The following is a 13,003-nucleotide window of genomic DNA, read 5'->3' as shown; positions in this document are numbered from 1 at the left end:
GAGATCACGCTTTTTCAGTCAGCATTCGCACCTCGTCAAAGCTGAAGCGCCGCGTCTCGCCACGTTGATTGGTCTGCAGCAGGGTCTCCGTGCCGGTGACCAGAGAGGTGAGCCAGCCCTCCCCGTAGGCCCAGGTGTCGAGGCAGATGCGTCCCGGCAAAATGAGGGGCAGGCCGCTTTTCTGCGCCGTGTGCCCGCAGATCAATGTTTTGCCGGAGAAATGCGGGTGCGAGTCGTCAAACCGCCGCCAGAACAGCCAGTCGTCGCTTTGATCCGGCATCGGCAGCATGGCATTCACGTTGGCATGGGCGAAGATGTGCGTGTCATTCGTGTGCCAGCGGCGCAGGCGCTGGCTCAGGAAATCCCAGTGCTCCTGCGGGATGGACTCCCAGTCCGGAGTGTCCATGCAGCCATAGGATTGCATGGTCTGCCTGCCCCCCACGCCATACCAGGAAGTGGCGTCCACCAGGCTGGCGCGGGCGTCCAGCATGAGGATTTCATGATTGCCGATCAGCGGAATAAGCTGCGTGCGCGTCTCCAGCTCCAGCAGCCGGTGAATCACCCCGCGTGTATCAGGGCCGCGATCCACGTAATCTCCCAGCGTTACCAGGACGTCATCCTTCTGTGGGTTCAGCTCCTCCAGCATGAGGTCCAGCGCCGTGGAGCACCCATGAATGTCGCCAATGACCATCGTGCGTCCGCAGCTGCGTTCACGCGTGGGAAGTGGGACCCTCGAGGTATGAATCTCGGGGGTGTCGTCGCTGACCAAAATGGGCATCGATCACTCTTGCGCGATGAGAGCCGGACGCAACTGCCGATCATCGTGTTGGCACAATGACTTTCGCCATGCAAAGTGGCGGCATGCCCAGCTCCATGCAGTCCAGTATCTCCCCCCAGCAGCCTGCCGGACTTGGCTCCCCGATTTTTGAGGCCCGTGCCCTGCGGAAAGTTTACCACACCGGAGACCTCAACGTGGTGGCTCTGCAGGGAGTGGATCTGGACTTCCACACGGGGGAACTGGTGGTGCTTCTCGGCGCCTCCGGCAGTGGGAAGTCCACGCTGCTCAATATCCTCGGCGGATTGGACATCCCCACCTCGGGCAGTCTCCGTTATAAGGGCTGGGACCTCTCCAGTGGCGGTGAACGCACCCTCACGCAGTTCCGCCGCAACTGCGTGGGCTTTGTCTTCCAGTTTTACAATCTCATCCCTAGCCTTACCGCGCGGGAGAACGTGGCTCTCATCACCGACATTGCCCCGGACCCCATGAAACCCGAGGACGCGCTGGACCGCGTGGGCCTCAGCCACCGCATGGACCATTTCCCCTCCCAGCTCAGCGGTGGCGAGCAGCAGCGCGTGGCGATCGCCCGCGCCATCGCCAAAAAGCCCGAGGTCCTTCTGTGCGACGAGCCCACCGGCGCTCTGGACGTGAACACCGGCATCACCGTGCTGGAAGCCATTGAGCGCATCAACCGCGAGCTCGGCACCCTGACCATCGTCATCACTCACAACGCAGCCATGGCCGCCATGTCTGACCGCGTGCTGCACCTGTCCGACGGCCACATCGTGAAGGAAAGCCGCAATGCCGAGCGCGCTGCGGTGTCCAGCTTGCAGTGGTAAGCTTTACAGGAAGTGATGGTGGGTAAATGTTATTCTGATAACAAAATATCTTATAAAGATATAGTTATTCGATTGAAATCGATAGGCATTCGGTAAGCCTTTGTGTTGGCTCAGCGCCGCTCGTGAATAGGCTGTAGACAGTGTGTAAAATATTGAAATTCAAAGATTTGTGCTTGCGTTAAAGGGCTTATTTTTCTTTGAATACCCAAGGTATGCTTACCCCGTTGCATATCGATCTCTGCAACCATTCCTCTGTTTCCTTTAGAGTGCTTTAAACCAAGCGCGATGCTCCATCTCTTGCGGCCCCTTCATGATTCCTGACACCCTTTTTGATAAAGACTCCCTGGGTCTCGCCTTGGCTGCCAGCCGTTACCGAACCCCTTTCTCTGTGACCCCGGGCATGCGCCGTGCAGATGGCCGGAAGACTTCATTTGCTGAATCAGTTGTCATGGAATCCGAGGGACGGGTCGAAAGCCCCGCCGCTTCACTGCCTTTCCCGAATCTGGCACATGTGGTGACCTCGGATGTGTTTTTGGTCACTGGCGTGACGGGCTTTTTGGGAGGGGCTGTCGTCGCAGAATTGCTGAATGCAGTGTTTCCAGGAAAGCTGCTTCTGATGGCGCGGGCGGCCAGCGCTGAGGAAGGGCTTGAACGTATCAAGCGCTCCCTGCAGCGGTTTGAGGTGTCTTCCTCGCGGCTTGAGCAGCTGACGGTGGAGAACATTCTCTGTGGAGATCTTGCCAACGTGAGTGCCTTTGGGCATGACGAGAGGTTGAAAAACGTGACGCATGTGGTGAACTGCGCAGGCATCACCTCCTTTGGAAAAGATCCCAACGTCTGGCGCGTGAACGTGGACGGCACGCTGGAGTTCGCACGCCTTCTGAAGCGGGCTTCGGGCTTGAAGCGCTTCATGCACATCAGCACGGCAATGATCTGCGGAGACAAGCCGCCGAGCGTCGTGGATGAAGATGTAAGCCTGACCATCAACGGCCAGCACCTGGTGCCTTATACCGAAAGCAAGGCCGAGGCCGAGCGGCGGTTGATGAAAGAGATGGAAGGGCTGCCGTTCGTCATTGTTCGGCCGACCATCATCGCCGGACACACAAAGCTGGGCTGCCGCCCCTCCGGAAGTATCTTCTGGGCCTTCCGCATGAGCCATGCGCTCCGCATGACGACTTCGCCTCTGGATGGCATGATCGATGTCGTGCCGGTGGATTATGCCGCGCGTGCTGTGCTGCACCTTGTGGCCGCACGAAAGCTCAAGCATTCCATTTACCACGTGGGGTCCGGTCCCTCCCATAGCTCGACTTTCGCGGAAATTGACGCCGCCTTTGTCAAGTCGGCGGGCACTGGTGCGGACAAGACGTTTTACAGCGGAACCGTGGAAGAGGCGATTGCGCGCAAATCCAGCTTCCACGAAATCTTCGGCGAATGCAATCGCCGCTTTATGCAGATGGCCATCCGGCTTTACGGGGGATTTGCGGCGCTGAATGCCACGTTCGACAATGCACGACTGCTAAAGGAAGGAGCTCCGCCACCGCCAAAGTTTTCAGACTATCTGGCGGTTTGCCTGGAGACCTGCAAGGAGGTAAACATCTACGCCCAGGCGATGATCGATTTTGTCTGAGGCGGCATGAACACTTCGGGCTTTATCCAGGACTATGGCCTGCTGGCTCTTGTCATTGGTACCATTTTTGAAGGAGAGGGTGTCGTGCTCGTGGCAGGTCTTGCCATCCGCCAGGGACTGCTGCCGCCAGTGGCGGCTTTGCTCGCCGCGCTGCTCGGCACCGTCATTTCGGACCAGTTCTGTTTTTACACAGGACGGCTGATGGGAGGCAGGGTGCTGCAACGCTTCCCGGGAATGCGGGCGCGTTTTGAATCGGTGCGCAGAAGAGTGGAGGGCCACCAGACGGCGATCATTTTCAGCTTCCAGTATTTTCCCGGCCTGAGCATGATCGTGCCCTTCACCTTGGGCATGACACGGTTGCTGGCGCTGCGCTTTCTGGTGCTGGATGTTCTCTCTGCCGGTCTGTGGTCCGGGACTCTCCTTGGCGTGGGCTATTTGTTTGGCATGTCCATCCAGCCTCTCCTGGAGAAATTCCATGAGTATAGCGGCTGGCTGCTGGCCGTGCTGGCCTGCGTCATCCTGCTGTTGTTCCACTGGCGCGCGGCACGTGCCGCCCGGGCCGTGGAAAAGGAGGACGCACTGTGAGCGCCGTTGTATGCCGCCTGTTCAAAGGCTTGTTGTTGCTGCTGGCGCTTTCATCCTGCCGCACCGCCAAAAGCGTCGTCGCTGCTGTCGAGGTCAAGCCCTCAGCTTTCCTGGAGCACGCCGGGGATCTGAAGGAAGTCCGCGAACGCTCTCCGTTTCTTGGAAACTGGTGGAACCCGGACAAAAAAATGTCTGCGGTTCTGGAGCAGGCCAAAAAAATCCACATCGCTCCGGTGCAGCACAGCCACGTGCGGCCGATGGAGGGGATAATTCCGAAGATCGAATACGGCTCCTGGCGCCGTGACCGCAACCTGCCTTCGCTCGCAAAATACACCCGCAAAAAATTCATTCAGGTCTTTCGGGATGCCAAGAACCCACGCTTTGCCGTGGTGGACGAGCCTGACAAGGAGGCCGTGACCCTCGAGCTTTCATTGCTGGAATGGGTGCCAAACACTTACACGGGATTCACCGTGCGCGAAGTCGTGGACTGGGTCACGTTTGACGGAGTGGCTGCTGTAACTCTCAAAGGGACGCGGGGGCTCATCGCCATTGAAGGGCGCTTGATTGAGCCAAAGTCAGGGAAGTCTTTTTTCGAGTTTGCTGACAAGGAGATAGGAAAGACCGTTTTGATCCTGCCTATCCAGGAGTTCTTCCCCTCCGGGCAGGCACACTTTGCCATCACCGAATGGGCGAAACAACTGGAGCAGCTTCTCCGCACCAAGTCGGATGTGAAGGTGAAAGACAGCTTCCCGGTGGTGCTGTGGAACTACTGACTCGCGATACCATGATCAACTATCAAGGTCCCGAATTCCAACTGGTCGAGACCATCTCCGCAGCAGACCTGGCGCGGCAGGGTGGATTTCAGCCTCGCAAGACACCTCTGCTCGTGAAGGGGGCGGTGAAATCCTGGCCTGCCTGGGATAAATGGACTTTTGCCAAGCTTGCAGAACTCAAGCGGCCTGATGGCTCGGAAGTCATCTCCAGTTTCCAAAATGGACTGGTCGAGCAGGGCATGACCAAAGAGCCGCTCGATCTTCCCGTGGCTCCCTACCTGCGTGAGCTCGATGAGCTGGCGCGCAAGATTCGTGCGGAGTGGAACGGAAACACGGGGCTATGTCCGGATCGTGTCTGGAAAGGACTCAAACCAGGCGATCGCTTTCACCTAAACTGGGACCATTTGCAGAGCTTCACGCCGAATCGCATCTACCTGGCTCAGTGGGATATTTTGCGGGAGTTCCCGGAAATGAAAAAGGACTTTGCCATCCGCACCCTCTGGCCCGGCTGGCGCATGACCTGGCAGTATGTTTTCATCGGTCCTTCAAACACCGTCACCGGCCTGCACTACGACTTTCCGGACAACTGGTTCTGCCAGGTGGCTGGGGTGAAAGAGTTCCTGCTCTTCCCGCCGGAGAACACTCCGCACATGCACACTTCCAAGAAGTTCGACTGGGGTGCTACTCTCAGCGACATCAACATTTCAAAGCTCGCGGAGCAGCCGCAAATGCGGGAGGACTTTGCCAAAACGAAAGGCCTCTATGCACGCGTGGAGGCAGGAGACGCGCTTTTTGTTCCCAAGCAGACCTGGCATTGTGTTGTCGCACTGGAACCGTCCGTGAGCCTCGCGGTCTTTGGACTGACGCTGCCTGAAGTTTTGATTGGCGGTGGCAGGGCTGAGCTCAAAGCGCTGCTGCACAGCATGCGTCTCTATCGCTGGGGCAACTGCACCTGCCACAAGATGACAGCTGCCCCCAAAGGCGCCAAAGTCTGACTCTGCTCACGTAAAAAGAATATGCGTGCCCGCGCCCGCTGACTCCTCATAGAACTGACCCACGGTCAGCACGCCGTCCACGCGGTCCATGAGGTCTTCCTTCTTCAGCTTGAACATGTCCATCGCTAGCTTGCAGGCGAAGATCTTGCCGCCGGAGTCGGAGATGAGTTCGAGGAATTCGCGCACGGGCGGGATGTCCAGCTTCTCCATCTCCTTGTTCATGAGATGGGTGGCAAAGGCGGAGACGCCGGGAATCGCGCCCATCCAGGTGGGGAAGGGCATCGTCATCGGCATGCCGAGCATGGGCATGGCCATGTTCAGCGCGGCATTGCCCACGGTGGAGACCTTCATGTGGTCGAGCGTCTTGTTGGCCAGGCCGTTGAGGCCAAAGAAGGTGAAGAACAGCGAGGCCTCGATGCCCTCCATGCGCGCGCCGTTGGCCATGATCAGCGCCGGGTAGATGCCGTCCAGCGAGCCGCGGCTCACGATGATGCAGATCTTCTTCACCGGTTGTTTGTCGTCAGGAGTGCTCATAAGTGCGGAATGTGGGAGGTCTAAATGCAGCCGACGGGCTTGGGGATGCCGGCAATCTTGGAGGACTTCTTCAGCGGGCCGCCGGGAAAGAGATCGTAGAGTTCCTTCGTGGTCACCACGCCGCTCTTGCCCATGCTGCGGATGGTCAGCGCGGCGCCCTTGGCCTGCTGCTCGCGCAGGTAGCGCACCACTTTCATATGCGCGTCCGTCAGCGCACCCACGCCTTCCTCAGCGGCGATGGCGGCTGCGATGGCTTCGTTCCATTGGGACATGTCGGTGAGGTAGCCCTCTTCGTTCACGTCCACTTCAGTTCCTGCGATGTTCTTTTTCATGATCGTTGTACGGAGTGATTTTCAAGATTCGACGGGTTTCTTTTTCTGCCGGCTGATGCCCGGCAGCGGCCACGCGCGCAGCAGCACGTTCCAGTAGATGTGGCGGAAGGCCAGCTTGCCCCAGTGGTTCACGCGGCTCTCCTCCAGCAGGCGCATGGGGCCGAATGCGAAGGGAAAGCCGCCTTCGTGAGGCTCATACTCGTAGTTAAAGTCAATCAGCAGCGCCTTGCCGTTGCCGGACTCTATGAAGCAGTTCGAGTGGCCGTCAAACTCCTCCTTGAGCGGCTCTCCGGCGATGTGGCGCAGGATGTTGTCCGCCAGGGTTTCGCTTTCGAAGTGCGCCACCGATCCCGCCTTCGAGGCCGGGAGGTTCGTGGCATCTCCGATGACGAAGACGTCCTTGTACTCGATGGACTGCAGCGTGTGCTTGTTTGTGGCGATGAAATCCAGATCGTCTCCGAGGGCGGAGCGGCGCACGGCTTCGTCGCCCATGTTGGTGGGAATGGTGACCAGGAGGTCATAGGGCACCTCGCGGCCGTCAAAGCACACGAGCTTGTTGTTTTCCTGGTCGATCTTTTCCGCGACGAAGTCCGTCACCAGATCCACACCCTTGTCTCCCAGCAGGTGGCCCAGTTTCTTGGAAGCCTTGGGCTTGGTGAAGGCGCCGGAGAGCGGTGTGACGTAGGTCAGTGTGACCTTGTCGCGAATACCGCGTTCGCGGAAAAAGGTGTCCGCCAGAAAGGTGAACTCCAGCGGCGCCACGGGGCATTTGATGGGCATCTCATTGATGTGCACCACCACGCGTCCGCCCTCGAAGTTCTGCAAAAAGCCGCGCAGCGCGCGTGCGCCGTCCAGTGTGTAGAAGTCGTGTACGTTCACGTGCCATTTAGGCCCCAGCATGCCTGCCGTCTCTTCGGGGGCGGTGCGGCATCCGGTGGCCACGATGAGCAGATCATAATGCAGGATGGGCCCGTCTTTGAGTTTTACCTCATGATCCTCCGGCACCATCTGCTCCACCTCCGCCTGGATGAACTCCACGCCCTGCGGGATGAAGTCGCGGGTGCTGCGGATGATGTCTCTCTCCTCATACTGGCCGAAGGGCAGAAAGAGCAGGCCGGGCTGGTAGAGGTGCTTGTCTGAGCGGTCCACCAACGTGATATCCCATTCCTGCGCTGGCAGCCTCCTGCGCAGGCTGTTGGCCATGATGGTGCCGGCGGTGCCGCCACCGAGGATGAGAAGCTGTCTGCTCATGGAGTTGTGGAAGGGTTGAGTTGCATTCCATCTATATGCGTGTATGCGTATATACAATATTTAATGTTCTCCCTTTATTGTCATTTATGAACTCTCACCTGACCGCCGACGAACGCGGCATCATTTTGCCGTGCCCTGCCTGCGGCACCGCCAACCGCATCGTTTACGCCAAAGTTGCCCAGCAGGGCCGCTGCGGCTCGTGCAAGTCGGACCTGCCCCACATTGCCGCGCCCGTGGAGATCGACAGCGCGGCCAGCTTTGCCGCGCTCGTTTCAGGCAGCACGCTGCCGGTGGTCATCGACTTCTGGGCCCCTTGGTGCGGCCCCTGCCAGATGATGGCGCCGGAGTTTGCCAAAGCAGCCGCAATGGCCGCTGGTACGGCGGTTCTCGTCAAAGTAAACACCGATGAGCATCAGGACATCGCCGGTCAGTTCCGGGTGCAGGGTATCCCCGCCTTTGCTTTGGTGAAGAGCGGCCGTCTCGCCGCCCAGACCTCCGGCTTCCAGCCAGCAGAGCGACTGCTTGCCTGGGCACGGCAGGGTTGATGCCTCACTTCCTCTTGAACCGCACGAAGTAGTTCTCCTTCAGCACGTCCTTCACCTCGCCCATCTTTTCAAAGCCGGCGGCGGTGACTTCCGCTTCAAACACTTCCTGGCCGGCACGCACGTGGCCCATGACGAAGTCGCTGCTCACGCCGGGGATGCGCTTGAAGTCGATGAGCACCAGTTCGCCGCCGGGTTTCAGCGCCTTGTGCAGGCTGGCGAGGCTGGCCTGCGGGAACTCAAAGTGATGGTACACATCACAGATAAAGGCGAGGTCGATGCTGCTCTCTCGCAGTTCCACGCTGCGGGGCGTGCACTGCACGGTGGTCACGTTGGACGCCTGAGCCTGCAGAGCGCGGGCCTGGATGTGGGAAAGGAAATTTTTGGCGATGTCCACCGCATAGACTTGCCCCTTGGGCCCCACCGCCTGCGCAAAGGGAAGGGTGAAGAGCCCCGTGCCCGCGCCGATGTCCGCCATGGCCCTGCCCGGCTTCAGCCCCACCGCCGCCACGATCTTCTCGCGCTGGTGGAAGATCTCGCGGCTTTCGGTTTCAAACTTCTGCGTCCATTCGCCGACCTTGAGGTTGGGGTCGAGAAACTTGTCATTGATGCCCGGTTTGACACTCGCGTCTTGGGCGAGGGTCAGCGTGGAAAGAAGTGGAAGGAGGAGATAGCGGAGAGGTTTCATGGAAATGAAAAAAGATTGGAACCACCTACTCAAACTTAATGTACGCAAAGCCCTGCAACTGCAGATCGACGAGGCGCGGGAAGGCGCCCACCACGAGCTTCACGCCGGGCATCAGCTCGGCGGGTTTCACGCCTTTCTGCTGCATGGTGTTCTCACATAGCTCGATCTGCACGCCACACCGGATCAGCTCCGCGAGGATGTCGGCGTTGGGATTGGGCGCATCCACACCGAGGCGCTTGCGCGCCGCATCATTCACCACGGCGGCGATGCCGGTGCCGTGATAGACGAGGTGCAGGTGCACCTGGTCGGCAGCGATGCCCTGCTTGTCGTAGGTGTTGATGAGCTTGCGGGCGTAAAAGAGGCCCTTGTTCACGCCGTCGTGCGCCACGTCATCGGTGACCTGATAAACGATGCGCAGGTTTTCGCGCACCTGAATGGGAATGACCTCGGGTTCGGCGGCGAAGGTGGCTGCAGAGGCGGTGAGGAGAAGGATGGGAAGGAAAAGTCGTTTCATGGTTGGGCATCGGGTTTCCACGACATATAGCCGCGGTGGATGTGCTGGATGTTACGGAAGCCGAGCTCTTTGAGCACGGCCACGGCCTTGCGGCTGCGGAAGCCGCCGGCGCAGTACACCATCACGGGTTTGTCCTTGCTGAGCGTAGCCACCCGGGTCTCAAAAGCGGGATCGCCGACGGAGATGTTCACGGCTCCTGGCAGGGCGCCGTCGGCATATTCACCGGAGGAGCGCACGTCCAGCACCTGGGTCTCAGGATGCGCCTGCAGCCACGCATTTGCCTGCCCTGCGTCGAGGTTGGCGCAGGTGCAGCCGGGCGCGGCGGAGAAGAGCCGTCGGTCCCAGCTCCCTTCATACCAGAACCACAGGACGACTACGATGGCGAGGGTGATGATTGTCCACATCATGGTGCGCAGGATCATGGAGTTGAGGTTCGAGGCGGCCCTCTCAGGCCCCGCCCAGCTTCTTCATCTGCTGGGAGAGGCGCTTGAGCAGGTTCGTGCAGACGTTGTCGCACAGCTCGGTGATGGTGGGGTCGGCGATGAAGCAGATGGCGGTCAGCCCCTCACGGCGGCGGCCCACCATGCCGGCTTCCACCAGCGACTGCACATGGCGCGAGACGTTGGCCTGGGTCAGGCCCGTGGCCTCGACGAGCTCAGTGATGTTCTTTTCGCCCTCCTCCAAGGCGCGCAGGATCTTGAGACGGCTGGGTTCGGCCAGGGTTCGGAACCAGGAGGCGATCAAGACGAGCGCCTCCTCCGAAACCGGCGGCAGGTTTTTTTTGCGTGCGGCAGGCATGAGTTGAAAAAGGGTTTGCAGGCATCTGCTATATGCGTATAGACTCATATAGTTGATAATGGATTATTCACTGAGCCGTCTCCGAAGTCAAACCCGAATCAAAACATCCTTATGAAGCTCGAAAACGCCATCCGCGCCCTCGCCGGCACCCTGATCCTCCTCAGCCTGGCCCTGAGCCGCTACGTGAATCCGAACTGGATCTGGCTGGCCGCCTTTGTGGCGGCCAATCTCCTGCAGTCCGCTTTCACCGGCTTCTGCCCGGCTGAGACGATCTTCAGAAAGCTGGGCTTTAAAGATTCCTGCACAGCAAAACGCTAAACGTGGGAAGCGCTACCTCATCTGCCGCCGTAAGTGTGGCTCAGCAGGCTCCATCCGACTTATGATCACCATGAAACCTTTGATCCTACTCTCTGCACTCCCGCTGCTGGCATCCTGCGGCAGGCATGAAGCAGCCACCCACGAGGCCGCCGCGCTGCCCGCAGCCACGGTCAGGGTGCAGGTGGCCCGACTGCAGCCACACACCGCCGCCGAAGAGGTGGTGGGCACCGTGCGCTCCAAACTCCGCGCCATGGTGGAGGCCAAGATCAGCGGCCGCCTTTTGGAATACACCGCCATCCCCGGCACCAAAGTGAAGAAGGGCGATCTCCTGGCACGCCTGGAGAATCAAGAGATCCAGGCCAAGGTGGATCAGGCCAAGGCCATGCTGGAGCAGGCGCAGAGCGACTTCTCCCGCCAGAAGCAGCTCATCGAGAGCAAGGCCACCACGAGGCAGGATTTTGACGCCGCCGAAGCGCGCGTGAAGGTGGCCACCGCCAGCGTGACGGAGGCCGAAACCATGGCGGGATACGCCCGCGTGACGGCCCCGTTTGACGGCGTGATCACCCGCAAGCTGGCAGACGTGGGAGACCTGGCCATGCCGGGCAAGCCGCTGCTGGAGATCGAGGCCCCCACCTCACTGCGCTTTGAAGCCGACCTGCCCGAGGCCATGCTGGATCGCGTGAGCATGAGCGCCAAAATGCAGGTGCGCATCGCCACACTCCCGCAGCCGCTGGAGGCCGTGGTGAGCGAGATCGCCCCAGTGGCTGATCCGGTGAGCCGCACGTTTTTGGTCAAGCTGGACCTGCCTGCCGCCGACGGCCTGCGCACGGGCCAGTTTGGCCGCGTGGCCGTGCCAGTGGCGCAGACCAAGCTGCTGGTGGTGCCCGCTGCCAGCGTGATCCGTCGCGGGCAGATGGAGCTGCTCTTTGTGGCCAAGGATGGCCATGCGCTGCTGCGTCTGGTCAAGACGGGCAAGGTGCTCTCTGACGGCATCGAGATCCTCTCCGGTCTTGAGGAAGGGGAGCAGGTCGTGATCAACGGCACCGCCAAACTTACCGATGGTCAACCCGTGACGATCCAGCCATGAGCACCCCCGCCGACAACTCCCCCCACCTCGGCATCGCAGGCCGCATCGCCGCTGCGTTTGTGGACTCCAAGCTGACGCCGCTGGTCGTCATCGCCTCCGTCATTCTCGGGGCTGCCGCCGTGGTGCTGCTGCCACGCGAGGAGGAGCCGCAGATCAAGGTGCCCATGGTGGATGTGCTGGTGTCCATGCCCGGCTCCTCTGCCAATGAGATCGAGGAGCGCGCCACGCGCCCGATGGAAAAGCTGCTCTGGGAGGTGCCCGGCGTGGAGTATCTCTACAGCACCTCGCGCGACAGCGAGAGCCTCGTCATCGTGCGCTTCAAGGTGGGCGAAGACCCGGAAAGCAGCCTGGTGAAAATCACGGAAAAGCTGCGCTCAAACTTTGACCGCATCCCGATGGGCGTCACCCCGCCGCTCATCAAGCCCAAGAGCATCGACGACGTGCCGATCCTGGCGCTGACCTTCCACAGTGCGCGTTATGATCACCTCACTCTGCGCCGTCTGGCCTCGCAGGTGGAGGAGTCGGTGAAGCAGGTGCCGCTGGTGGCGGAGACCACTCTGCTGGGCGGCTCCCGCCGTGCCGTGCGCGTGATGCTGGACCCTGTGAAGCTCGCCTCGCGCAATCTCAGCCCCGCAGGCCTCGTGCCCATGCTCCAGCAGGCCAACCGCCAGTTCCGCGCAGGCGGCCTGACAACGGGCAACAACGAGGTGCTGGTGGAGACCGGTGCCTTCCTGCGCACCGCACACGAGGTGGGAGATGTGGTCATCGGCGTCTTCAGCGGACGACCCGTGTATCTGCGCGAAGTGGCCGAAATCATCGGCGGTGGCGAGGAGCCCACGCAGTACGTCTTTCACGGCAGCAAAAGCGCCGACGAGCCTGCCGTCACACTCAGCATCGCCAAGCGCCCCGGCGCCAACGCCATCAGCGTGGCCGACGAGGTGCTGCAGAAAGTGGACCTGCTCAAAGGCACGATCATTCCCGCCGATGTGCAGGTCAGTGTGACGCGCAACTACGGCGAGACTGCGGCGGAGAAATCCAACGAACTGCTGCTGCACATGGGCATCGCGGTTTTCAGTGTGGCCATTCTCATCTGGCTCACGCTCGGCTGGCGGGAGAGCGGCATCGTGGCGGTGGCCATCCCGGCCACGCTGGCGCTCACGCTGCTCATCTTCTACCTCTACGGCTTCACGCTTAACCGCATCACGCTCTTTGCGCTCATCTTCAGCATCGGCATCCTGGTGGACGACGCCATCGTGGTGGTGGAAAACATCGTGCGTCATTTCCACCTGCCGCAGAACAAAGGGCGGAGCTGGTCCACCATCGCGGTGGAGGCCGTGGGAGA

Annotated in this window: 17 protein-coding genes; 9 read left to right on the top strand and 8 right to left on the bottom strand. The window is 60.3% G+C overall.

All coding sequences use genetic code 11. From position 1 onward, the window contains the following. Positions 1-4: 4 nt before the first annotated feature. On the bottom strand, positions 5-778 hold the full coding sequence (locus ACILSO_RS17515) for a metallophosphoesterase family protein (RefSeq protein ID WP_395738735.1): 774 nt from the start codon (positions 776-778) through the stop codon (positions 5-7). A gap of 95 nt (positions 779-873) precedes the next feature. On the opposite strand from ACILSO_RS17515, the gene ACILSO_RS17510 reads away from it, so the two are divergent. The 5 genes from ACILSO_RS17510 to ACILSO_RS17490 all read left to right on the top strand — a co-directional run bounded on the left by ACILSO_RS17510 (position 874) and on the right by ACILSO_RS17490 (position 5,597). After that, positions 874-1,617, top strand: coding sequence for an ABC transporter ATP-binding protein (locus tag ACILSO_RS17510; protein ID WP_395738734.1), 744 nt, complete (start codon positions 874-876; stop codon positions 1,615-1,617). Between the two features lie 448 nt (positions 1,618-2,065). Next, entirely contained in the window at positions 2,066-3,244 is a 1,179-nt protein-coding gene (locus ACILSO_RS17505; RefSeq protein WP_395738733.1) for an SDR family oxidoreductase, read from the top strand. Positions 3,245-3,250: 6 nt separating this feature from the next. Continuing rightward, complete coding sequence (locus tag ACILSO_RS17500) at positions 3,251-3,829, top strand: DedA family protein (RefSeq protein WP_395738732.1); 579 nt, start codon at positions 3,251-3,253, stop codon at positions 3,827-3,829. Beyond that, the gene (locus ACILSO_RS17495) at positions 3,826-4,602 is read left to right on the top strand and encodes a hypothetical protein (RefSeq protein ID WP_395738731.1); all 777 of its coding nucleotides are present in this window, start codon (positions 3,826-3,828) and stop codon (positions 4,600-4,602) included. The genes ACILSO_RS17500 and ACILSO_RS17495 overlap by 4 nt, the downstream gene beginning before the upstream one ends. Positions 4,603-4,613: 11 nt before the next feature. Next, positions 4,614-5,597 carry a cupin-like domain-containing protein gene (locus tag ACILSO_RS17490; RefSeq protein WP_395738730.1) on the top strand — a complete coding sequence of 328 codons (984 nt, stop codon included), beginning with the start codon at positions 4,614-4,616 and terminating at the stop codon, positions 5,595-5,597. Between the two features lie 6 nt (positions 5,598-5,603). Here the strand turns inward: ACILSO_RS17490 and ACILSO_RS17485 are convergent, their stop codons facing one another. From ACILSO_RS17485 to ACILSO_RS17475, 3 genes are read right to left on the bottom strand one after another with little or no spacing between them, the layout of a single operon-like run. After that, a complete protein-coding gene (locus tag ACILSO_RS17485) occupies positions 5,604-6,131 on the bottom strand; it encodes a DsrE/DsrF/DrsH-like family protein (protein ID WP_395738729.1) in 528 nt (175 codons plus the stop codon). A 20-nt stretch (positions 6,132-6,151) separates the two neighbouring features. Then, positions 6,152-6,463: a TusE/DsrC/DsvC family sulfur relay protein gene (locus ACILSO_RS17480; protein WP_184340353.1), complete on the bottom strand. Its 312-nt coding sequence runs from the start codon at positions 6,461-6,463 to the stop codon at positions 6,152-6,154. Positions 6,464-6,484: 21 nt separating this feature from the next. Beyond that, positions 6,485-7,714, bottom strand: coding sequence for an NAD(P)/FAD-dependent oxidoreductase (locus ACILSO_RS17475; RefSeq protein ID WP_395738728.1), 1,230 nt, complete (start codon positions 7,712-7,714; stop codon positions 6,485-6,487). 86 nt (positions 7,715-7,800) lie between these two features. Between ACILSO_RS17475 and ACILSO_RS17470 the strand changes: the two genes are divergently transcribed. After that, positions 7,801-8,259: a thioredoxin family protein gene (locus tag ACILSO_RS17470; RefSeq protein ID WP_395738727.1), complete on the top strand. Its 459-nt coding sequence runs from the start codon at positions 7,801-7,803 to the stop codon at positions 8,257-8,259. Positions 8,260-8,263: 4 nt separating this feature from the next. Here the strand turns inward: ACILSO_RS17470 and ACILSO_RS17465 are convergent, their stop codons facing one another. Genes ACILSO_RS17465 through ACILSO_RS17450 form a run of 4 tightly spaced genes read right to left on the bottom strand, consistent with a single transcriptional unit; the run spans position 8,264 to position 10,256 of the window. Continuing rightward, complete coding sequence (locus ACILSO_RS17465; RefSeq protein WP_395738726.1) at positions 8,264-8,944, bottom strand: class I SAM-dependent methyltransferase; 681 nt, start codon at positions 8,942-8,944, stop codon at positions 8,264-8,266. Positions 8,945-8,969: 25 nt separating this feature from the next. Beyond that, a complete protein-coding gene (locus ACILSO_RS17460) occupies positions 8,970-9,458 on the bottom strand; it encodes a DsrE family protein (RefSeq protein ID WP_395738725.1) in 489 nt (162 codons plus the stop codon). Beyond that, the gene (locus ACILSO_RS17455) at positions 9,455-9,880 is read right to left on the bottom strand and encodes a rhodanese-like domain-containing protein (RefSeq protein WP_395738724.1); all 426 of its coding nucleotides are present in this window, start codon (positions 9,878-9,880) and stop codon (positions 9,455-9,457) included. The genes ACILSO_RS17460 and ACILSO_RS17455 overlap by 4 nt, the downstream gene beginning before the upstream one ends. A 25-nt stretch (positions 9,881-9,905) precedes the next feature. Then, positions 9,906-10,256, bottom strand: a complete 351-nt coding sequence (locus ACILSO_RS17450; protein WP_395738723.1) for an ArsR/SmtB family transcription factor — start codon at positions 10,254-10,256, stop codon at positions 9,906-9,908. Between the two features lie 111 nt (positions 10,257-10,367). Between ACILSO_RS17450 and ACILSO_RS17445 the strand changes: the two genes are divergently transcribed. The 3 genes from ACILSO_RS17445 to ACILSO_RS17435 all read left to right on the top strand — a co-directional run. Continuing rightward, positions 10,368-10,574: a DUF2892 domain-containing protein gene (locus ACILSO_RS17445; RefSeq protein ID WP_395738722.1), complete on the top strand. Its 207-nt coding sequence runs from the start codon at positions 10,368-10,370 to the stop codon at positions 10,572-10,574. Between the two features lie 70 nt (positions 10,575-10,644). Further along, positions 10,645-11,661, top strand: coding sequence for an efflux RND transporter periplasmic adaptor subunit (locus ACILSO_RS17440; protein WP_395738721.1), 1,017 nt, complete (start codon positions 10,645-10,647; stop codon positions 11,659-11,661). Next, a partial coding sequence (locus ACILSO_RS17435; RefSeq protein WP_395738720.1) for an efflux RND transporter permease subunit occupies positions 11,658-13,003 on the top strand: 1,346 nt, incomplete at its 3' end. The genes ACILSO_RS17440 and ACILSO_RS17435, both read left to right, overlap by 4 nt.

Source organism: Prosthecobacter sp. (assembly GCF_044226605.1).
In the GTDB taxonomy this organism is placed as follows: Bacteria; Verrucomicrobiota; Verrucomicrobiia; order Verrucomicrobiales; family Verrucomicrobiaceae; genus Prosthecobacter.
The sequence above is the reverse complement of the archived record's forward strand: the minus strand, read 5'-3'. Positions and strand labels throughout refer to the sequence as shown.